The organism is Rhodococcus wratislaviensis (assembly GCF_041228765.1).
Taxonomy (GTDB): Bacteria; Actinomycetota; Actinomycetes; order Mycobacteriales; family Mycobacteriaceae; genus Rhodococcus_F; species Rhodococcus_F wratislaviensis.
In genome coordinates, this window is record NZ_CP150490.1 from 60,165 (window position 1) to 80,932 (window position 20,768).

Annotated in this window: 19 protein-coding genes; 4 read left to right on the forward strand and 15 right to left on the reverse strand. The window is 63.4% G+C overall.

What is annotated here, in order from left to right; all coding sequences use genetic code 11:
* Positions 1–137: 137 nt before the first annotated feature.
* The 3 genes from WKC72_RS41690 to WKC72_RS41700 all read right to left on the reverse strand — a co-directional run bounded on the left by WKC72_RS41690 (position 138) and on the right by WKC72_RS41700 (position 6,622).
* The gene (locus tag WKC72_RS41690; RefSeq protein ID WP_370185881.1) at positions 138–1,121 is read right to left on the reverse strand and encodes a DUF4192 domain-containing protein; all 984 of its coding nucleotides are present in this window, start codon (positions 1,119–1,121) and stop codon (positions 138–140) included.
* A gap of 434 nt (positions 1,122–1,555) precedes the next feature.
* Entirely contained in the window at positions 1,556–6,007 is a 4,452-nt protein-coding gene (locus WKC72_RS41695) for a zinc-ribbon domain-containing protein (RefSeq protein WP_370185884.1), read from the reverse strand.
* 48 nt (positions 6,008–6,055) lie between these two features.
* Complete coding sequence (locus tag WKC72_RS41700; protein ID WP_370185887.1) at positions 6,056–6,622, reverse strand: recombinase family protein; 567 nt, start codon at positions 6,620–6,622, stop codon at positions 6,056–6,058.
* Between the two features lie 256 nt (positions 6,623–6,878).
* On the opposite strand from WKC72_RS41700, the gene WKC72_RS41705 reads away from it, so the two are divergent.
* Positions 6,879–7,937, forward strand: coding sequence for a PIN domain-containing protein (locus WKC72_RS41705; RefSeq protein ID WP_370185889.1), 1,059 nt, complete (start codon positions 6,879–6,881; stop codon positions 7,935–7,937).
* A 134-nt stretch (positions 7,938–8,071) separates the two neighbouring features.
* Here the strand turns inward: WKC72_RS41705 and WKC72_RS41710 are convergent, their stop codons facing one another.
* The 10 genes from WKC72_RS41710 to WKC72_RS41755 all read right to left on the reverse strand — a co-directional run bounded on the left by WKC72_RS41710 (position 8,072) and on the right by WKC72_RS41755 (position 15,988).
* Positions 8,072–9,007, reverse strand: coding sequence for a DUF3800 domain-containing protein (locus WKC72_RS41710; RefSeq protein WP_370185892.1), 936 nt, complete (start codon positions 9,005–9,007; stop codon positions 8,072–8,074).
* Positions 9,008–9,189: 182 nt separating this feature from the next.
* Complete coding sequence (locus WKC72_RS41715; protein WP_370185894.1) at positions 9,190–10,188, reverse strand: CPBP family intramembrane glutamic endopeptidase; 999 nt, start codon at positions 10,186–10,188, stop codon at positions 9,190–9,192.
* A gap of 403 nt (positions 10,189–10,591) precedes the next feature.
* Positions 10,592–10,801 (reverse strand): hypothetical protein, encoded by a 210-nt coding sequence (locus WKC72_RS41720; protein WP_370185896.1) that lies wholly within the window; start codon positions 10,799–10,801, stop codon positions 10,592–10,594.
* Between the two features lie 61 nt (positions 10,802–10,862).
* Positions 10,863–11,054, reverse strand: a complete 192-nt coding sequence (locus WKC72_RS41725; protein ID WP_370185898.1) for a hypothetical protein — start codon at positions 11,052–11,054, stop codon at positions 10,863–10,865.
* Positions 11,051–11,608, reverse strand: coding sequence for a DnaB-like helicase N-terminal domain-containing protein (locus tag WKC72_RS41730; RefSeq protein WP_370185899.1), 558 nt, complete (start codon positions 11,606–11,608; stop codon positions 11,051–11,053). Before WKC72_RS41730 ends, WKC72_RS41725 begins: the two co-directional genes overlap by 4 nt.
* Before the next feature lie 38 nt (positions 11,609–11,646).
* A complete protein-coding gene (gene nrdH / locus WKC72_RS41735) occupies positions 11,647–11,874 on the reverse strand; it encodes a glutaredoxin-like protein NrdH (protein WP_005249416.1) in 228 nt (75 codons plus the stop codon).
* Positions 11,875–12,472: 598 nt separating this feature from the next.
* Complete coding sequence (locus tag WKC72_RS41740) at positions 12,473–14,077, reverse strand: ParB/RepB/Spo0J family partition protein (protein WP_370185574.1); 1,605 nt, start codon at positions 14,075–14,077, stop codon at positions 12,473–12,475.
* A gap of 88 nt (positions 14,078–14,165) precedes the next feature.
* Positions 14,166–14,603, reverse strand: a complete 438-nt coding sequence (locus WKC72_RS41745) for a hypothetical protein (protein ID WP_370185576.1) — start codon at positions 14,601–14,603, stop codon at positions 14,166–14,168.
* A gap of 32 nt (positions 14,604–14,635) precedes the next feature.
* Positions 14,636–14,857 (reverse strand): hypothetical protein, encoded by a 222-nt coding sequence (locus WKC72_RS41750; protein ID WP_219453427.1) that lies wholly within the window; start codon positions 14,855–14,857, stop codon positions 14,636–14,638.
* Between the two features lie 387 nt (positions 14,858–15,244).
* Entirely contained in the window at positions 15,245–15,988 is a 744-nt protein-coding gene (locus WKC72_RS41755; RefSeq protein WP_370185580.1) for a CopG family transcriptional regulator, read from the reverse strand.
* Positions 15,989–16,610: 622 nt separating this feature from the next.
* Here WKC72_RS41755 and WKC72_RS41760 point away from each other — a divergent pair.
* Together WKC72_RS41760 and WKC72_RS41765 are read left to right on the forward strand one after the other, a co-directional pair.
* On the forward strand, positions 16,611–16,769 hold the full coding sequence (locus WKC72_RS41760; RefSeq protein WP_370185583.1) for a hypothetical protein: 159 nt from the start codon (positions 16,611–16,613) through the stop codon (positions 16,767–16,769).
* 594 nt (positions 16,770–17,363) lie between these two features.
* On the forward strand, positions 17,364–18,338 hold the full coding sequence (locus WKC72_RS41765) for an ATP-dependent DNA ligase (RefSeq protein ID WP_370185586.1): 975 nt from the start codon (positions 17,364–17,366) through the stop codon (positions 18,336–18,338).
* Positions 18,339–18,593: 255 nt separating this feature from the next.
* On the opposite strand, the gene WKC72_RS41770 is transcribed toward WKC72_RS41765, so the two are convergent.
* Positions 18,594–19,844, reverse strand: coding sequence for a zinc-ribbon domain-containing protein (locus WKC72_RS41770; RefSeq protein ID WP_370185589.1), 1,251 nt, complete (start codon positions 19,842–19,844; stop codon positions 18,594–18,596).
* A gap of 31 nt (positions 19,845–19,875) precedes the next feature.
* Positions 19,876–20,223, reverse strand: coding sequence for an Lsr2 family protein (locus WKC72_RS41775; RefSeq protein WP_370185592.1), 348 nt, complete (start codon positions 20,221–20,223; stop codon positions 19,876–19,878).
* A 166-nt stretch (positions 20,224–20,389) separates the two neighbouring features.
* On the opposite strand from WKC72_RS41775, the gene WKC72_RS41780 reads away from it, so the two are divergent.
* Positions 20,390–20,758 (forward strand): hypothetical protein, encoded by a 369-nt coding sequence (locus WKC72_RS41780; protein WP_370185595.1) that lies wholly within the window; start codon positions 20,390–20,392, stop codon positions 20,756–20,758.
* Positions 20,759–20,768: the final 10 nt, after the last annotated feature.

Consider the following 20,768-nt stretch of genomic DNA (forward strand, 5'->3'; position numbering starts at 1 on the left):
CCGCGCGACACGAGGTGTGTCGTGCGTGACGCAGGCGCGGAGGGTGTTCGGGCTCGATGCCCGAACACCCTCTACGCTCACCGGAGGCGCACCCCCGAACCTAGGGAGTTCGGGGGCGCGCCGTTTGTTTGTCGGTGTCAGTCGAACTCGACGCCCAACTTCTGTGCAACGTCGACGCCGATCGTCACCAGCTCCGCGATCGCGTGCGGATGGATGCCGTTCTGTACGGCGATGTCGAGCAGGTCGAGCAGTCCGGTGTCGGCCTCCGGGGCGGTGTCGGCGGTCTCGCGGGCGATGTCGAATGCGATGCCCGCTTCTGCGCCGCGCCCGTCGAGGTAGGCGAACAGTCCGGCGGCGGTGAGAGTCTGCACGCGGGCGACACCGCGTAGCTGGTTCGCCACCAGCAGCATCGCGGCGTGTGCCTCGGCGGCCCCGTAGCGGGCGAGCGAGAGCAACGCATCCCGCAGCTGCGGGCTGGCGGCGGCGACCATTCCGACGCGGGCAGCGAGGTCGGCGCTCGGGATTTCACGACTGCGGGCCACGGCAGCAAGTTCGGTAATGGTGGCGCGGGGAAAGTCGTGGCCCTGGTCGTGGAACGCCTCACGAGCGGGGCGGGGATCGGCTTCGGCGGCGATGCCGTAGCGGGCGGCGATCGCGGCGCGGGTGGTCTCGATGCTGCGGCCCTCGGCGACCATAGTGGCGGCAACGGCGGAGGTACTCGGGTCCGGGACCGCGCCGCGCTCTAGTGTGTCGAGGTTGACCCACTGGGAACCTTCGATGAGTTCGGCGGTGTGCAGCGACATCATCACGCGCGTGCCGTGTGCCTCGAGACCGTCACCGAGCATTGCCATGTTGTCGAGTGCGGCGGATGCGCCCGGTCCGCCGACGACGGCGGTCAGGACCGCGCCGGTGGCCTGCTCGCGGACGGCGATCCCGCACAGCTGATAGGCGACGGACGCAACGTCCGTGTCGGCGTCGTAGCGGGCCGCGAGGATGACTCGGGGGGCGTTGTCAGTGTCGGACTCGCCGACCAGGATCGCCACGATGGATTGCACCGGAACGAATCCCAGCAACGCGGGGATCGCGGCGAGAACATCGGTGGCGGTGGAAAGACGGATCATCAAAACGCTCCTTGGAAGTGTCGGTGGGCCGAACCGAAGTCCCTGCCCGTTCTTTTTGCCCTGCTGGCAAGGGAGAGTCGGATCGGCGGTATCAGGACGGGGTGCAACCCCTGGGCCGGAGAAGTTTTCGCGGGGAGCCTGCGAGTCGCGAAAACTTGTTCGGAGCCGCAGGCCGGCGCAGCCGTCAGGGGTTGTTCCCCGGCCGCCGTCGATCAGGATCGGAATGCCAGCAGGTCAAAAGAACGATGTTCTTCCTCCAGGGCGGAGCGCAGCGGAGCTCGATTCAGGGGACACCGCAGGTGGCCTCCACCGGACCGCAGGGGAGGTGTCACCCGGGGGGTGCAGCCGCGTACGCATCCCACGCCCGCACACGAAGCGGCCCCGAACCGTGGCGGTCCGGGGCCGGGTCGTTCCTGCCTTAACTCAGAGCTGGATTATTGGCTAGGTATTTTGATCGGCGCTGAGACGTCGTTCGGCGTGTTGTCGGATTTGAGTGCACGAATAAACGTGAACTGCCCCGCAACCTGTACGCGATACAAGTCGAAACCAAAATCTGCGAGGACATTCTTCAGCCGCGTCTCGTCCGAACCAATGCTGGAGGTGGGCTCACAGAGCCAGAGATGACCATCGACTGGGAGGATCCTGTGCGCCTCCCTGACGTAGTCGGCATGGTTCTTGCCCATCAATGCCAGCGATAGGATCGCGATGTCTACCGATGCGTCGTCAAGTGGGACGGCAGCGATGTCGCAGACAGTCACGCGGTCGTCGAACGCGACATGGTCAAACGGCAAAATTGTGTGACCGCTCGTCACCCGGTCGGCGAGCAGCATCTCACCGCACCCGAGGTCCGCGACGACACACGGGCGCCGACCGTCGTTGAGCCATTTCGCAAATTCGTACGCCGGCACGGTCTCCCATTTGCGCCTGGCTTCGGTGTAGAGGTCGTGGTACCGCCGCCACTCAGCCGGATTCTCGGCGAGCCTGCTGTGTGTGACTGCGGAATTCGTTGAAGCCCATGCGCCGTGCATCGTCGTCAGGTCACCATAGCGACGTCGCTTGGCAACAGAAGACATCCGTTCGATGTCCTCGCCGAGAAGCCGGTCAAGGGGCACTCGGGTAGCCGTCTGGAGGCCACCTTCCTTGAGTCGGCGCAGCCACTCGAGTGAGGCGCGTGCCGCCTCAGTTGGACTGACCAACACGCCCTTCGGGACCACGCCGTCTACAGCGCAGTCGGAAAGCGACTCCTTCATCTCGACACGGGCCCAGCGCTGTCCGCACCATGACCACTGCTTCTCCTCACCCTCCGCCGTGGTGATGTCGGCGAACGTCGCCGGGATGACTACCTTGACGGCTGTCGAGGCCTGTCCCTGCCGGTGAATGCGTCCAACGATCTGCTGATAGTTCGCATGCGTCCACGGCAGCGTTGCGAAGATCAGGGTGTCGCAGACGTGCTGGAGCCCATCAACACCGGTGGAGATGGCTTCTGACCCGATAAGGACGTCAACCCGATCCTCATCCGAGACCGTGTCGCCATTCGGCCATGTGCCCACGAAGCGGGAGTACCCGTCCTTGTCATCGCCGGTGAACAGTCCGACCCGAAGTCCCGCAGCGTTCAGTGCCTCCGTGAGCGGCTCGACGACACCGGTGACGAACTGCGTGTAGATCAGTGCCTTGCGCGCGGAACGGCAGCTGTCGATGATCGTGTCGAGCTTGTCGGTCAGCAGCGTCTGGTCCAGCGCAGCTGGGGTGGGGTGCTTTCCGAGCGCCAGAATGTCGCCGAGGTGGTGAGTTACGTCCAGCGGAACTGTGACGGCTTCGAGCTGGGCGCTGTAATCCGGCATCCAGCGAGATCCTAAGCGGGTGAGGTACTGATGCACTCGCATCGCGTTCGGCACGGTCTTCGCCGTGGCGATGTCGTCGAGTTTCACGCCTTCGATCAACTCGAGCAGGCTCCGCGCTTCGTGAAGATCGTTGACGACCGGAGTGGCCGACATGCCCAACACTGCAAGGTCCGCATTGGACCGTGCCGCCTCCACCGTGATTGCGGCGAGTACCCCTCTGCGCTGTGAGGGGGCGACGTTCTCCCGCTCCTTGACGTAGTGAACTTCGTCGATGACGAGCATGTCTATGGGATTCTCGTCGATGAGTTGCTTGATCGTGCCCTCGTTGCCGGGCAGCCGGTCGTAGTTGACGACCAACCAGCGAGGACCCGATCCCGGGGCCCAAATCGGGGTTAGTGTTTTCGACGCGATGCGGGCATCGGGGTAGCAGTTTCGCACCGAGCTGATCCACCCGGGGACGACGTTGTTCGGGCAGATCACGAGGACGATGCCGTCCGCTTGCCCGGCTTCAAGCAGTCCCGCGGCGAGAATCGCCGACACGGTCTTTCCCGCGCCGGTTCCGGACCAGTTGCCGACCCGCTTGCGCGTGACAACCTGCGTCGCGACGTGTCGCTGCATCAGGTTGGGTAACACGATGTCCCCGCCGGCTTCTGGCCGGAAGGACCAGTTCGCCGGTGGGACGAGGGCAAGCGCCTGGTCGTACTCGGAACGGAACCGGCACCGGATGCGTTCTGCGTACTCGTCTGTCCGCGGCGTGAGCGTCTTGTCCAGTTCGACCTGCAGCGTGTCTTGCTCGTCCTTCGAGAGGGCGGCGGAGTCCAGCCTGTATGCGGCCTTCCAGAGCTGCGCGGCGGCAGCGGCCGTCAGAAAATCCGCGGTGTCCTCGTCTACGCTCGCGAAGAATTTCTCGCCCATCCCGAGTAGGTGGTTCACGTCGAGGTTCGGGAGTGTGCCCGAGTCGGCGTCTGGCGCCTGCTCGTCTGCCGTTCCTTCGGCGTCGGCTGTTGCCGAGGCGACATCATCAGGCGTCGGCAGATGACTCTCGGGATCGAGTTCGTCGAGATCACCCTCTTCCATCTCTGATTGCGCAGGAACCGAGGATCCAGAGCCGTCGTCGATCGAATCCGCATCATCGGTGGGGAGTGAGCTGGGCAAGAGTGTCGGGTCGCTCAGAATCCTTCCGATCACGTCCGATTTCGTGGAGGTCAGTACGCCGGCTTGCTGGCAAACGGCGTACCGCATCGCCGGAGTCATCTCGACTGTGTAGGCAGCCAAATCCGCCACGAAGCCATCGAGCCTTCGGCCAGTCCATCTCTGCAACTGGCAGTGGCAGCCCGTCGGATTGATCGGGCTGGTGCGTCGCTCTACTTGCAATGTGTATTTGTGTCCGTTGGAGCACAACCAATGTCTTTCAGAACCCGATCGTGCCGTGACGTCCTGGGGTGTCAGCGGGGCATTCTTCACGTAGTCCCACTCAGCGGCGATCTCCGGGAACTGCGAGGCAAGGTCGTTAACCCCTACCTGCACCTGCAGTCCGGAGCACACAGGGCAACCCCTACCGAGTCGGGTCCGGTTCGCGATAGAGGCCTCCCACTGATGCCCCGCCTCTCGGCACTTCCAGTGGGCCTTCTTGCGGCTTTTCGCCGTCACTTCGTGAGGGCCACGGGCACCGTTCTTTTCGTCGTCCCACTCTGCGGCGACCTCTGGAAACTTTGTCGCCAGATCGTTGAATCCCGCCTGCACCTTATTGCCGGCACATACTGGGCAGCCGTAACCTCCGCTGGTCCGCTCCGCAATCTTGGTTTTCCACTGGTGCCCGTATGCCCGGCACTTCCAGTGGACCGTGCTGTCGCCCCCGGCCACCACCTGGCCGGGGGTCAGGTTGCCGTTCTTCTCGGCGTCCCACTCCGCGGCGATCTCCGGGAACTTTGACGCCAGGTCGTTGTACCCCGGCTGTACCTTGTTGTTGGAGCACACGGGGCACCCCCTTCCTTGGCGGGTTCGCTTCTCGATCGAGGCATGCCACTGGTGTCCGAATGCCCGACACTTCCAATGAACCTTGCTATGACTTCCCGCCGTCACCTGGTCGGGAGTCAGGTTGCCGTTCTTCTCGGCGTCCCACTCCGCGGCGATCTCCGGAAACTTCGACGCCAGGTCATTCACCCCAGCGGAAACCTTCTTGCCGGCACACACCGGGCATCCGACACCTTGACGTGTTCGACTCACGATCACGGCTTCCCACTGATGGCCGAACTCCCGACACTTCCAATGGGCCTTCTTGCCGTTGCCAGCCACAACTTGGTCCGGGGTTAGGTCGCCGTTTCGCGCGTCGTCCCACTCCGCGGCGATCTCCGGAAACTGCGACGCCAAGTCATTGACCCCCGGAACCACTTGCCGTCCGGAGCACACTGGGCAGCCATCACCTCGACGGGTTCGCTTCCCGATTGCGGCCTCCCACTGGTGCCCAAGCGCCCGGCACCTCCAATGGGCCTTGCTTTGACTTCCCGTCGTCACTTCGTCGGGGCGGCGAGCACCGTTCTTCTCGTCGTCCCACTCCGCGGCGATCTCCGGAAACTGCGACGCCAGGTCATTGAATCCCGCCACGACCTTCTTGCCGGCACACACAGGACAGCCGCCACCGCCACCTTGGCGTGTTCGGCTCACGATCACGGCCTCCCACTGGTGCCCAAATGCCCGACACCTCCAATGGACTTTCTTGTTGCTTCCAGGCAAGAATTGATCGGGCGTCAGAGAACCGTTGTTCTCGTCGTCCCACTCCGCTGCAATCGCCGGAAACTTCGACATCAGGTCGTTGACCCCCGTAATCGCCTGCCGTCCGGAGCACACTGGACAGCCGGTCCCTTGACGTGTGCGGCTCCCAATGACGGCTTCCCAGCGGTGCCCGGCCTTCCGGCACCTCCAGTGGACCTTCTTGTTGCTTCCAGGCGAAACCCGATCCGGTGTCAGCGAACCGTTCTCCACTTCGTCCCACTCCGCGGCGATCTCCGGGAATTTGGAGGTTAGGGATTCAGTCGATGCTGCCATGTGGAGTTTCCTCATTTGATGGGGTGTTTGATGTCCATACAGGTGTCGTCATCTCAGATGCCGGTACAGCGTTGTGCGTCCGACTCCGAGGATCTCGGCGATGTCGACGAGCGGCATTCCGTTCTCGCGCATCTTGTGTGCCTGCCGGATCTTGTTGGCGGTCATCTTCGGTGGCCGGCCACCGATGCGGCCGCGGGCACGGGCGGCGGCGAGGCCGACCTCGGTGCGTTCGCGGATGAGATTGCGTTCGAACTCGGCGAGGGCGCCGAAGATGGAGAAGATCAGTTTGCCCCCCGAGGTGGTGGTGTCGATCGACTCTGTGACTGACCGGAATCCGATGCCGCGTTCGTCGAGGTCCTCCACCGTCTGCAACAGGTGTGGGAGCGATCGACCGAGGCGATCGAGCCGCCACACCACGAGCGTGTCTCCTTCCCTCAGGTGTGAGAGGAGATCGTTGAGCTGTGGACGCGACGTTGTTGATCCGCTCGCGGTATCTGTCCACACGCGCGAACAGCCGGCGGCGCTGAGAGCGTCTCTCTGCGAATCTGCGGTCTGCTCGGCGGTCGAGACCCTCGCGTAGCCCATTAGTTCGTTCACGAGCCAGGAGTGTTCCATAACTCACCGACAAGCGAACTTGTGAAACATCAGTTTGCGACACGAGTTTCGGAACATATCCGTCCGCTGGTCGGCCTGCGGAGTCGCGGATGTTTCAAAAACGTTCGTTTTCGCACCTCGATCGAACAACCCGTATCAGAGATGACGCTCCAGTTGGGGCTCGCACCGTGGCGGCCCACCAACGCCCGCCACAGTGCGAGAGGCTTGCGATGGCAGGATGAACAGCGGACTAGCTCGACCAGCCACCGGAGGCGCAATGTTCGTCGTACTCGACTCGAATATCTTATTGCAAGACAAGAAATTGACATCTGCAAAATTTGAGTCAATTTTAGCTTCGAGCGAGGCGGGCCACATCCAACTGGTGGTCCCGCAGGTAGTATTCGACGAATACATCAATAAATTTCGTGAAACAGTACCAAAAGCGTATCAAGAATTTAATAATTCACTACGAAGCTACAAGGCATATTTGCCCGAATCGCAACAGTCAAATTTTACCAATGGCAAGCCCAATTTCGACGACCTAACAACAATACATAAAAAGTCCTTCACCGACATCCTATTCCGGGCGAAAGCGAAAATTCTGCCGTACCCCGCAGCCACCCACGAGGCAATCACGCGTCGGGCACTTGATCGCCGCCGGCCCTTCACCAAAGAAGGGCATGTCGGCTATCGAGACGTGCTGATATGGGAATCAATCCTCGAGCTCGCCCCACAAGGTAAGACGTTCCTCGTCACGAACGATGGCGGCTTCGTCGACAGCGCCGACGGGACTCCGAAACTGCATCCAGATTTGATCGCCGACCTCGAAAAGTCCGGATTGAGCGCTGACCGTGTAGTCATATACCGGACAACAGATGCATTCGTGAAGGACCAGATAGAATCCGACGAAGGCGTCCGCGCGCGGCTCGAGGTCGAGCTACAGCGAGACGGATACATCCGCGAAAATTTTCGCGACCTACTCGATGACTTACTCGTTTCGGAACCCGAAATATCGGCGGATTCCAGCCGCTTTGAAATTTCCGTCGGAGGATCCATTACCGAGATCAGACCAATATCGGCATACGACCTGCACCTCGTGAAGGTAATCGGCGCAAAGAACATATCTGAGGACAACTACTTTGTAACTATCGAAGCTGAAATAGATGTGGATGTCGAAGTCGACGTGGAATACGATGATCGCCAGTTCGAGGGTGATGAGTTATTCGGCGGATCCCATACCGAGTACACGGCCGAAACTATCACTGCAACATGCGACGTGGAGGCCCGGTATCAAGACGGTCGCATCTTCGACGCCAAGCTCACCTATGTTGGATAGACAGTTTCCCGACCCACGTGTTGTCGTCGCCCGGGTTGCTGAAACTCCACCGCCTAGGAACACATTCTGGGCGATGAGGCGATGAGTTGTAGGGAGCCGACGTCTCACCGAGTATCAAACCAGGATGGAAATCCTCATGGACCTCGGCGAACGAGAGTCTCTTTCTTCCGGTCATGCGCACGCTCGGCGGCGGCCTTAATCCGCCGAATCTGATCAGCGGCAATCTTGTCTCCGACCAAATGTCCCTGTGCAGTGGGATGGAGGGGTCGTTCGCCCCGGAAGATGTCGGAGTTATTGAGATCCGGGAGGTCGCGCCTCCACAGGTGGACCTTTGACTCGTGCGTGAATGCACCTCTAACTGCCGGGAGTGCTTTGTCTCTCGTCACCCACCCATATGGAGAATCCTTGATGAGCTGGTACTCGATCGCCCTTGTAACGCATGCTGCAACCCAGTCTGCGAATTGAATGTTCGAGCTCAGGACACTATCGATGTGCATCGGCGGCTCGACAATCCGCTTCATCTCTGGATACCCCGCGGCTCGGCCCAAGATGTGCTCGTACATGACCGGGAGTCGCGCTGCTCGCGTCTTCTCGTTGATCTGATCGATCATGACCATCACGTCCGAGCCCCTGAGGTTCGCGTACCGGGCGATACGGTTGAGGGCCTCTCGCATCGCTGCCGTTTCTCGTTCATCAGTATCGAGCTTCGTCTGTTTGGGGGTTCCTAAAGGCTTCTCGTTGACGTAATAGAAGAGTGCACCATCTACCTTGCGCACGGATCTCACCAGAGAGTTGAACACTCGAATCTGCTGTGGGAACAAGTCGAGAGTATCCCGGCGAAAGATACTTGCACCTTTGCGTTCCCACCGCCCAGGATGGTCTGCATTCTCGATCTCTGTCTTGAAGAGTTCCTGCTTCTTGAACGTGAAGGTTTGGCCGAAAGCCCTGGCATGCTCGGCCGGAAGGATCAGGCCGGCGTAGCCGAACGCGGGACTCGTGTTGAATCGCGGGTCATCTCGTGCAATGAACGCACCCGTCTCCCCGATCTCGTCGATGTACGCCAGCAGCATGGGAACGATTATGACCCCCTATGACCCCCAGATACGCGGAAACCCACGCGCATGGCGTGGGTTCCGGAATTAGCGCTTTGGAGAACTATTTCATCTCCAGCTACTGCCTCGAAGGATAGTGCTGTGTCCACGATTAGCGCAAGTGTGATGGCGGACATAGCCCTGCGGAAGTGCGATGGATCCTATGTGAGCTGGTAATACAGCGTGACCACGAGATCAATGGTGATGTGCGCGGCTATCAACGGGAGGATGCGCCGCCATCGGAGGTAGGAGGCCATGACCAGGGATCCCCAGGTGAATGCCCAGAGCAGCGCCCAGGATCCGTAGTACATGTGGGGGATCGCTCGGGCGACACCGGATCCGGCGATGAGCAGGATGTACATCCAGGGGTTTCCGGTCGGCCTGTCCACGCGGGTGCGGTAGAGGACCAGGGCGGCGGGGACGGCCACGAGACCGAGTTCTTCGAAGATCCCTGCCCGGACGCACTGGACGATCGCTACCAGCGGGTTGTCGATGCCGATACCGCTGCTCGGTTCCCCGCCGACTACGCCCCCGAACCAGCTCGCAATGGCGGCGGCGACGAAGAAGCTTCCGAAGACGAGCAGGGTGGTGTTCCGTCGCGATTTGGTGAGCTTCGTTTTTCCGCGCTTGCCGGTGAGTGTCCGCTGGTAGGGCACGCCGACCTGCGTCCAGGTGAGGTTGCGCCACTTCCGGACTACGACCCAGATGGCCACTGCGAGAACTGCGCTCGCAACCAGTCTCGTGGCCGCGTGGAGGCTGGCCCAGAGGGTGGATGTGTCGTCTGGTTTCACCGTCCCTGTGGCGAAGTCGCCGATGGCGCCGATCGTGGGGGTGGCGTAGAGCACGATCCAAACCACTGCGAGCACACCGAGCGTGATTCTCCAGGACAGTTCCTTGCGAGGACGCGGGGTGGGATTTGCTGCCCGGCGCGGCCGCGGCCGGCCGCCGAGTCGACTGATCCGCAGTCGCGTGTCCATGGTCTGGGGTTGCTGGTCGAGCCAGCGGAGGAGCGCATCGCGACCCACCAGCTCGGCTGCGTTCTTGTCTCTATTCAGGTCGGCGCGGATGCCCGCGAGAACGCATAGGGCCATCGAGAAGCAGAGTGCGCCGATCCCGGGGAATGCTGCTGTACGGTCGCCCGTCAACAGGAGGGGGGCCATCATTGCGACGCTGCTGGCGGCGATGAAAGCGCTGACGAGTACAGCCAGGACAGTCCGTACCGGGTCTCGGTGCCCTCGGTCCGCTACCGCTCTCGCAAGGATCACTTGGGAGTAGTCCTCGGCGTTCGGCAGGTTGATGCGTTGGGGGTTCACCTCGATCCTGTCGACGCGGCGCCCGTATCTGCGGCGCACGTATCGAGCGGCTGGCGTAGTGGTCGATTGCTTGAACACCACTTCCGGCTAGCCGTGTTGTCCCGCTTGTTCGACGAGGTCTGCGACCGTGGCGCGATAGTCGGCGGTGGACAGAGTCGCGCGGATAGCGGTTGTCATAGAGGCCTTTCGGGCGTGTGTACCGGGCGTACCTGTGGATCGGATGGCGAGCGGACAGCTCGCCGCATCGACGTCAGCGGGGCCGACTGTGGTTCCCTTTGCGGACTCGGCGGTCATCCCCCATCCCGGCGGCGGCACTCATCAACGACTCGTTCGGGGTGATGGCGTCGGCCGCGGTGTGCAGGGTGAGAGCCCGGAGGAAGGTGTCGAGGATGGCGGTTTCGGTGGTGTCGAGGGCGAGTTCACTGTCGCCGGGGTGCTGTCCGTGGTGATCGATGCTCATGTGCAGTCCTGGGAAGTAGTCGGTGGACATGGCGCTGCCGGTTGAGTGCCGTGGGGGTCTGTCAGAACAGGCTGATCTGAGCCTCGTCGGCGGCGGCGTCGGTGCGCTGCTGGTAGGCGGCGGCGAAGGCGCGTGCGGCGGATTCGGTGCAGCCGATCTCGCGGCCGACCTGCGCCCAGGACAGTCCGCTCTCGTGCAGGTGCCAGGCATCGCGCTCGTCGTCGGTGGTCGGGTCGGCGGCGTGGAGGGTCACTGGTCTGCTCCCCGGAGGTTGTCGAGACGCTGGGTGGCGGTGCGTTGTTGGCGGCCGAGAGCGACCATGTGCTCGAAGAGTTGGTCTTCGGGAAGTTGTTCGGCGGCTTGGGCGAGGGATTCGGCGGCGGCGCGGAAGCTGCGCCGGTAGGCCTGCGAGATGACGGCGCGGGTGTAATGGTCGAGGGCGATGTGGTCGGCTCCGCGGGTGGTGATGTTCGCGAGGTGCCGGGATCGTTGGCGTCCGTGGTGGCCGGCGAACTTGCCGGTGCGTTCGAGGTCGGCGGCGACCATGGTGGGATCGTGCGGAACACCGGAGCGGACCAGGCCGGCGATGACGGTGTAGAGCTCTCTGTGGATGGGCTGCTGGAAGTCGGCGGGGTCGAGTGCGGCGACGGCACGGTGAGCGGCGTCGGTGGGCGCCCACAGCAGTGCGCACAGGCACAGGACCTCGATGTCGGCGTGGGCGTCGATGCCGAGGTCGGTGGCCTCGATGGACTCTGCGGGTCCGGCGTCGGTGGCCTGGGTGTGGACCAGTTCGAGTGCTGCGGTCATGGCGGGTCGGTCCCTTCTGGGTGACACGGGAGGGTGTTTCAGGCCGCGGTCAGTCGGCGGATGCGGTCCGGGCGATATCCGGACCAGTGGTCGTCACCTGCGATGACGACGGGGGCTTGGAGGTAGCCGAGGGTGAGGAGGTGTTCGCGAGCGTTGGGGTCTTCGGTGATGTCGACGGTGGTGTAGTCGATTCCCGCCTTGTCGAGTGCGCGGTGCGTCGCGTTGCACTGCATGCAGGCTGGTTTGGTGTAAATGGTGACCGTCATGATTTCCCCTCCGAGTATCATTTCCAGTGATTTCATTTTATCGAATATCGCCACTTATTCCAAGGCTTATGCGGTGATATTCTGCCTTTTATTTGTGCAATTTCTACGCGCCACTCGGCGTTTCATATGCACCTCCGAATCTGCGATCCGCTACCCCGGATCCGTGCAACCTGCGCCCATTACTGCAGGTGTGCGCCTTCTTGTCGTACTGGACGCGTTCCTGTCCGGTACACCGGAGCGTCAAGGGAAAGTGAAAACAAATAGTCGCGCGATATAAGGGAGTGCGCGACCGCGGGCGAGTATTTGTTTCGCGTCCTTGATGCGGAGCGTGGCCCGGTAGAAGAATTTCGGGGACGGCAGGAAAGAATCCGTTTCGTTTCGTTTCGTGGCGTATTTGAGTTTTGTTTTTCGGGGCCTGGCGGCCGGGTGCACTTGGGGTGTGGCGCCCGTGGTGGCCGCTGCTCGGCCGCATCCCGTGCCCCGCTCGGGCAGGTGAGGGACGTGGCTGGGCCGCGCGGGATGCGGCCGACCGCGAAGATTCGCGGTGACCGGCCCTCTGGGCCGGGGCGCTGGTGTTGCGCCCCGGCCCAGGTGGTGGTCAGTCGATGTCGATGGCGGTGGGGGCGAGTTGTCCGGCGATGGCTTTCTCGACGTCGGTCAGCTCGTGGCCGTTGGCGGCGAGCATGTCGAGGTAGGCAGCGGCCCCGCGTGGGCGGGTCCGCCAGCCGTCCTTGACCATGCGTCCTTCCATCGCGGCGACGACCAGGGCGAGGGTGAGCACGTGGGCGCGGGCTTCACTGCTCTTGGCGACCAGCTCGGCGACGGCCTTGCAGGGGGTGAATCCGGTGAGTCCGAGCAGATCGCCCAGGTGATCTCCGGCGTGGTACTCACCGAGGAGCTGCGGGTCGGTGGCGAGGGTGGCGGTGACCCAGGCAGCGGCGTTCTTCGGCGGAGTCTTGCGGGCGAGCAAGGTGGTGCGCAGGAAGTCGCGGCGGACCGTGGTGGCTGCCTCTGAGGCTTTGTTCAACTCCCTTACCCGGCGGCGCTCCTGCTTCTGGGTCTCCTGTTGTTCGCGTTCGCGGCGGGCGGCCTCGATGGCCTGCGCATCGGGGTCGGCAGCATCGGCATCAGTTGTGGTGCCGTCGGTCTTGGCGGCGTGAATGGCGGCGGAGGTCTCGGTCAGCTCGAAACCACTGCCGTCGAGGGTGGCCGGGTCGAGGAAGACGTACTCGGGGACCCACACCGGGCGGGCCTCGACGGTGTTCGCGTGCCGGAATCCTTCCTCGGGCTGGGCTTCGTCGTCGTCCTCGGTCGACCAGTCCACGGTCTCGCCGTCGACTTCCTCGCCGGTCTCCTTGTCGAAATAGCCTTCGTCCAGATCGACCCACACTCCCCACAGCGCGGGCGTGGTGGTGGTGTGTTCTGCGGTGACCGGCTCACCGGTGGTGGTGCGCAGGTCGTCGAGGGTGATGTGCTCGAGGATGCTGGGGCTCTCGGTGAGGATGGCGTAGCCGCGTTCGGCGTAGGGGGCGGCGGCTTCGGCGCGGGCAGCGCGTTCCTGACGGTCCCTGCGCAGCCGTTCGGCGGTGGCACGGAAGTTCCAGCACTGGGGTGAGAGCAGTTCGGCGACGGCGTCCTCGTCACCGGCGATGTCGAATTCGGCGACGACCTGGGCACGCTCGAGCGAGAGCTGACCCTGGTCGAGTCGCTCGCGGACGGTCTCCGATGCGCCGACGGCGGCGAGCGCCTTGACCTGCTCGCGGGGTAGCTGAATTGCCCTGGACACCTTGGTGACCGATGCACCGAGGTCGAGCATCTGCGCGACACCGGCCGCGCGCTGCCCATCCGTCAGGTCGTTGCGGTGATCGTTCGCGACGATCTGCTGGGTGATTCGCTGGATGCCGCGTTCCTTGTCGCTCGTTGCGGTGTCCGGTGTGACCAGGGCGGGAAGGCTGGTCACACCGGCGTCGCGGCTGGCGAGGGTGCGGCATTGGCCATCGCGCACCCGGATGGTGCCGTCTGCGTAGCGGACGGCCTTGATCGCTTGGAGCACGCCGTGTTCGCGGATCGATTCGGTGAGTTCGGCGAGCTTGACCGGGTCGACGGTGTCGCGGGTGTTGGGTTCGATCTCGGCCTCGGTCGGGTTCAGGTAAATCAGTTCCGCGTGTGCGGCGGTAGCGATTTCGGTGGTGTTTGCGGTCATGGTGTTCTCTCTCCTAGGGTGAGAGGAGAACACCGGGCAGGTACCAGCTGTCCGGTGTTTCCTTTTTCTCCGTGGGGCTTTGGCGGTGTCAGGCGGTGCGGAGCATCCGCGTCGGCGAGGCTGTGAACAGGTCGTTGTTGATCTGCGCGACCAGCTCGCGAGCGACCAGCTCGAGGATCGGTCGCGGGTCGGTCTCCCATCCGGCGAGGATGACGGCCCGACCCCGGATCGGGATGTCGGTGCCTGCCCCGTAGCGGGTGACGATCGCGCGGGCCGCGTCGTTCTCGGGTTGGCGGGGGTCGAAGCGGTGGTTGGCTCCGGCGAGCAGGCAGGCGATACCGGGTCGGCCGTTGCCGCCGATCGGGTAGGCGGCGAGGCGATAGTCGCGAACGGCGTCCAGGGCCGCGCCGCGCCCATCGGTGATCCGGCGGCTGGTCCAGAAGTCGTCCACGCGCATGTCGGTGACCTGCAAGGTTCCGTCGGTTTCGATGGTGATGCCGGTGATGGTGTCGGTGCTGCGGGTCATGGGGTTTCTCCTTCGGTGATGGGGGTTTGGGGTCAGGCGGTGAGGCCGAAATCGGCCGGGTTCACCGGCCGGTGGGCGGCGAGGATGCGCGGGTCGTCCGGTTCGAGGTCGAAGACCATGCCGAGAAGGACGGTGCGGGTGTCGGTGTCGAGGTCGTCGAACCCCGGATCGGTGGGGATGGCGAGTTCGGCGTAGATCACGCGCGCGACGTCGAACGGGTCGAAGACGGAATCGAGAATGATGGTGTTGCTCAACGGAATGCCTCCCGTGCTCGGATCAGGCCACCTGCGGCGCCCTGATCGTTCTTTTTGCCCTGCTGGCAAGGGAGAGTCGGATCGGCGGTATCAGGACGGGGTGCAACCCCTGGGCCGGAGAAGTTTTCGCGGGGAGCCTGCGAGTCGCGGAAACTTGTTCGGAGCCGCCAGGCCGGCGCTCGCGCCGCCAGGGGTTGTTCCCCGGCCGCCGTCGATCAGAATCGGAAGGCCAGCAGGTCAAAAGAACGATTGCTCTTCAACAGGGCGGAGCGCAGCGGAGCATCCTCTCGGAGGACACCGCAGGTGGCCTGGTAACCGCCGGAGGCGGGTACATCGGGAACGGAACTCGCCCCGTTGAATTGGCCAGCGGCTTGCTGGCCGGTTTGATCAGTCGTGCCGGGTGTGGCGTTGCGCCTGGCGGCGGGCGTGCCTGGCCATGAGGTGCTTCCGGTTCTTCTCGCTGCGGAAGATTTCGTTGTTCACGGCCTGCTCGATCAATCCGGGCTCGTCGAGCACGCGTTTGGCGGCGAGGCGCATCAACTCGGCGCGATCGGAGCCGAGCTGTTCTGCCAGCGCGTCGAGTCTGTCGCGTAGTGGTGGGTCGAAGTGCACATTCGCCCTGGCTGGATAGATTTCGGGCCGGAGGTCTCGCAGTGGGGCGATGGTCTCCAGGTCCGTGGTGAGGTCACCGGGCTCGTCGAGTAGGTGTCGTAGGGCGACTCGGAGCAGTGCGGTGTTGAGCTTGTCCCCGTATCGGCCGGCGAGTCTCGAGATTTGCTGCTTGCTGGAAGGGTTGACCATGACGTCGACCCAGTCGGACAGTCCGGTGCGATCGGCCTCGCGGAGCATCGGGTGCTTGTAGCGACCGGGTGTTTCGAGGAATCGGTGCAGCGCGATCCGCATGAGCGCGCTGACCGTGGTGTCGTGCTCGGCGGCCAGCGCCGAGAACTTCTGCGCGGTATCCGGTTCCAGCTTTATCTTGAGCATGACCAGCGGGATCGCCCGCAGCGCTTCCGAGAGTCGACGCTGTTCGGCGAGGCCGTTGCCGACGGCTTTGGGTTGGGTGACAAGTCGCCGGCAGGCAACACGGATAAGCGCCCCGAACCGGCGCGGCCCGATTCCCTCGGCCATGTCCTCTAGCCTGCGTTTGGTCTCAGGGTCGAAGCGAAGCGCGATGGGATCGCCCACGGGGATCCGACCTGGCCTCGTCTCCGTCATTCCTCGATCTTCTCGTCCGCCTGTGCGCATGGTTGTGCCCCGGCATCGGGGGGTGACGCCGGGGCACAGGGGGGATGTTCAGAAGCAAAATTGGGGGGATGCTCCAGAACGAGCCGAGTCTACGGCTTGCCCCCGACAGGCGATCACGTGGCCACGAATCGCAGTCAGACGGATTTGGGAGGAGTGAACCAGCGGTCGGCTTGTGGTTGCGCCCCATCACAGGGCGGGGTTCGCACTGTCTGCCCGCAAGTCCGGCAGTAGTGAGAACGATGCCCGCTCATGCCGGTTGCTACGGCGGCATCACAGCCGCAGACCTCCCAGCCGACAAGGCAATTTCCGCCGACCAACAGATGGTTGTTGGGGCATCGAACCGGAGCCTCCTCGACGAACTTCACCACCTCATTCTATTCGCACACGCGTTCGACTCGAGGTATTGTGGACAGCGCCCCGGCTCGGAGGGAAGCCGGCCGGGGCATATACTCTTCACCACCGTTGACCTGCGTTTTCGGCGGTTTAGGCACGGAGGAATTGGCTCGTGACAACTGGCGACACGGTGATGCTCCACCCTCAAGGGGTCTCGAAGTTCAAAATCCTCAGCATCGATGAGGACGGCCATGCACTCATCGAGTCCCTACTGGACAGCCCAGGAAAATACGCCTTCAGCGTCGCGGTGAAGTTTCTCGTCCCGGCGTAGTCCTGATCGTCCCTGTCAGAGGGACGATCTACTCTGACAACCGCGACGAGCAACAGGTCGCCACTCACTGCCCAGACCGGTGATCCGATCCCGGTCCTGATCTGCGGTATTCCGCGGATTGGCGCGTGTGTGGCGGCCTGTTTCTCTTTGCGATCTGCGGGTGAACCCGCCATCACTCGGCCTGTACCTAAAGGGCCCACTCATTGGGTAGCTGTACCGATCCGCCTCCGGCAGGCGATACACAGCGCAGGAGGGGGTTGCTTCCATTCAACTGAGCCCGTTTCCGACCAAGGAGATCACGATGGAACTCTTGTTCTGGTACCCCTGGCTCACGCCTGTTGTCGACGCAATGGTTGCAGCAACGAGGTGGTGGCAGTCGCTTCCATTCAACTAACCCCGGAGGTGATGACCGTGATTCCGATCCCCCCCGTACGGGTCGGGAACGAGCTGGATGGTGTGGACACCTTGGCTGGTGCCCATCGTTCTCTGGTGGAACTCCTGGCACTGACCCTGTACCTATCGCGCGCCGCCGGCGACGCGCTGTCCTGAGCCTTCTACCTGCGTAGCTCCCAGGTCACGGGCACAATCGGGGCTATGCGGCTGATTGTGCCCATGCTGGCCACGGCCGGCACGCTTCCGGACGACACGGCGGAACGGCCATGGAGTTTCGAGATGAAGTACGACGGGTGCCGGTTGCTGGCCTCGGTGGGCGGCGGCCGCGAGCCGGTGCTGTGGACCCGCAACATGAACGTGGTGACACCCTCGTATCCCGAGATCGCCGAGGCATTGACGGCCGCATTCGGTGGCCGCGGCCGCATCGTTCTCGACGGCGAACTGGTAGCTCTCGATCAGGGCAAGCCTTCGTTCGGGCTGCTCCAGCGCCGAATGGGGGTCGCCCATGCGACGAAGCCGTTGCAGCGTCGAATCCCTGTGACATTTTTACCCTTTGACGTCCTCGCGCTCGAAGGAGACGATCTCACGAAAGCGTCATATCTGGAGCGGCGGTCGGAGCTGGCCGAGCTGGATTCGGTCATCCAGGACGTCGGTGGCCTGCCCATCACCGCCCCGCCGTTCTGGGAAAATCAGAGCAGCAAAATCATGCTGAATGCCGCGAAAAGTGCTGGTATGGAGGGGATTTTGGCCAAAAGGTCGACTTCGATCTACCTTCCGGGTCAGCGGAGCCGGTCCTGGGTCAAGCATGCAATCCGTACTCGCAGTTCGGTTTTGGTGATCGGCTTCGTCGGCTCGAGCCGTTCTGTCGCGGCGCTGATCCTCGGAGCGTACGACGCGGAAGGACGGTTAGTCCAGGTAGGTTCTGTCTCCAGCGGACTCACGGTCTCGATGCGCCGACAGCTCCGGGAGGACTTCCGGCCGCTGGAACGCCCTGGCCACCCTCTCACGGACCCGTCAGCGGCCGCGGAGACCTTCCCTGGGGTTCAGTGGCTGACTCCTCGGCTGGTTGTGGACGTCGCTTACAGGGCGCACACGGCGGGTGGGCTCCGGCACCCCTCACTGAAAGGCCGGCGCTTCGACGTCGATTTTCAATCGGTTCGGGTGGAGGACCTGTAGCCCGGCCAGAGGAAAGCCGCCGACACCTTCCCCGGCGTCAGCGGCCTCCTCATCCCCTACGTCGAGAACGCTACGCAATGTAGGTCTTACCCGGCTCGGGGGTGACAGTGACGCCATATCGCCTCTCGGCAAGTGGTCGCTCGCAGCGACTTTTCTGGTGTGGTACCCGGGGTATGAGCGCCACCGTCAGCCTCTTCAACAGCGGCGGAGCGGGTGGTATTCCGATGCGCCGGCCAACTCTCACGGGGCGACCGGTCAGAAATTGATGACGCCATAGGCAAGGGGGTTCGGTGTATGCAGCGGGTCAGGCTTGCCGATGAGGGGGTGATCGGTAAGCGGCTCACCGAGAATGGCCAGACCGCCGCGGTGCACGGTGAGTCCGGTGATCGAGGCCACCAGGACAACCGTCTTGTCGTGGACCATGAGGACGATCGTCGAGGCGGCGACGTGGTCGGCGCGGAACTTCCACACTCCGCGTCCGCGCTCCCACAGTTCTTGCGGCGTGAGATCCGGAGAGTAGCCCACGTGCGTTCGGCCGAGGGGGTCGCCGGTATCGGCGGGTGAGGATTCGTCGAGCCTGACCCGTAGGGCCGTAGTCCGTGGTGGGCGCTGCTTCGGGCGGAACCCTTGCAGCTCGGACAACGACCCTCTCTCGCGGTCCCGAGGCAGGTGGATATAGGCGGGATAGTGCCTACCTGCGAGGTTGTCCGGAGGCAGTTCACCGGTCGCGGAGAAGCGCTGTTGCTCGCAGAATTGCACGCGCCGCTCGATGTCGTCTTGTAGGGGTGTGTCGACGATGTCGAAGCCGAGCTTCTTCAGCGCCCATCCGAGCTCGGCAGTGTGCCGGCCGGGAAGATACCGGTCATGAAAGTGCCCGGCATCTTCCGGCACGGCCGAATGCATCTCCTCGCGGCAGTCCTGCGGCAGCGCATCGAGGATGCGCAGCATGCACGCGCCGAGCAGGCTCGATGTCGGCTCGCTCAGCGTGGGACGATGCTCGACGGTCGCGATGGCGGCGTACACGCTGACCATGCGAACGAAATATGCCTCCACCAGCGGGAAGATCTCGTCCCACCACTCGACTACCTCGGCCGCCTTGCCGCAGAACTGGGCGTAAAACGGGCTCTCATCGAGAAGGCGGACCGCGGCCGCGGCCGAATCGTCCAGCGCGTCGAGAATCAATTGTGCGTGCTCTGTGATCTCACACTTGTCGCACGGGTGGGCGAGCACACGGAAGGTGGATTCACTGCGCCGAAACCTACGATGACCGCAGCTGTAGACGAGGCAGCCAGGAGCTACGCAGTACAGGCATGCGTGGAGATCCCCCTGCTTCCACGTCGCGTGCGATCGCCGTTGCAGCGGCGTTTCTCGCCACTCGTGACCAACAGGGCAACGCCACCACAGCATCTCGTGCGAAGAGGCCGTGACCGAATCAAGATCGATCCCGGCATTGCGGGTCCGGTGTAGTTGCTGAAACAGGTCTGGGTGCTCATCTTTGAAACGCATACTCCCCCCTTGTGTCTCCTGTTCGAGGCCGTCAGTGGGCGTCGTGGAAGGCCTGCTCGACCTCGGTGGGGATACGGCCGCGGGAGGAGAGCTCGTAGCCCTGCTCGAGCGCCCAGGCGCGGATCTTCTTCGTTTCGTCCCGCGGCCGCTTCCCGGCAGTGGGGTTGCCTGGTCGGTCCGAGCGGTGCTTGCGGCCGCCGACCCGGGTGGAGTGCGCGATGTAGTACTCGAAGGTCTCTCGGAGTTCCTTCGCGTGCTCGTCTTTCAGGTCGATCACGTACTCGACGCCGTCGACGGCATAGTGGATGCTCTCGCCGTCCTCACCGAAGGCTGTGCCGTCGATGTCGTCGACCATCTCAACTACGACCCTGCGTGCCACAGATTCACTCCTTCTCCGGTAAGGACCAGACGACAGTACTGGGCTCAGCGCCCCGATCGGACCACGGGAACTTGTGGCCACCGGCGCCGTGTGGCGCGGGGGTAGGGACTGCGCGGCTTCGGCGGCATCGGCGGATGTGTCGTACCCCGTCGCTACGCTGCGCGGTATGGGCGAGAGCGCAGTGTCGAATGCGGCGATTGCCGACGCGGCGGAACTGCTGACGCAGAAGGCGGACATGCTGCTCGAACGTCTGGCGGACCGGGTGATGGCCGCTCCCACGCCGGGTTCGAGGGCCTGGTACGCGCGCCGGAACACCGCGGACTCGGTGAAGGAACGGTTGCTGGTGCGGATCGCGATCGCGCACCAGGCGCATTTCGACCTCGCCGAGGACATTGCTCGCGCCCGTGCGGCCGGCGCCGGGTGGGCAGAGATCGGCGAAGCCACCAGCCTGACCGCCCACCAGTCCCGTAAACGGTGGGACACCACCCCGGCAGCATCGCGCCGGCAGGAAACCGGTCAGCTCGCCATCTGGTGATCCCTGATCG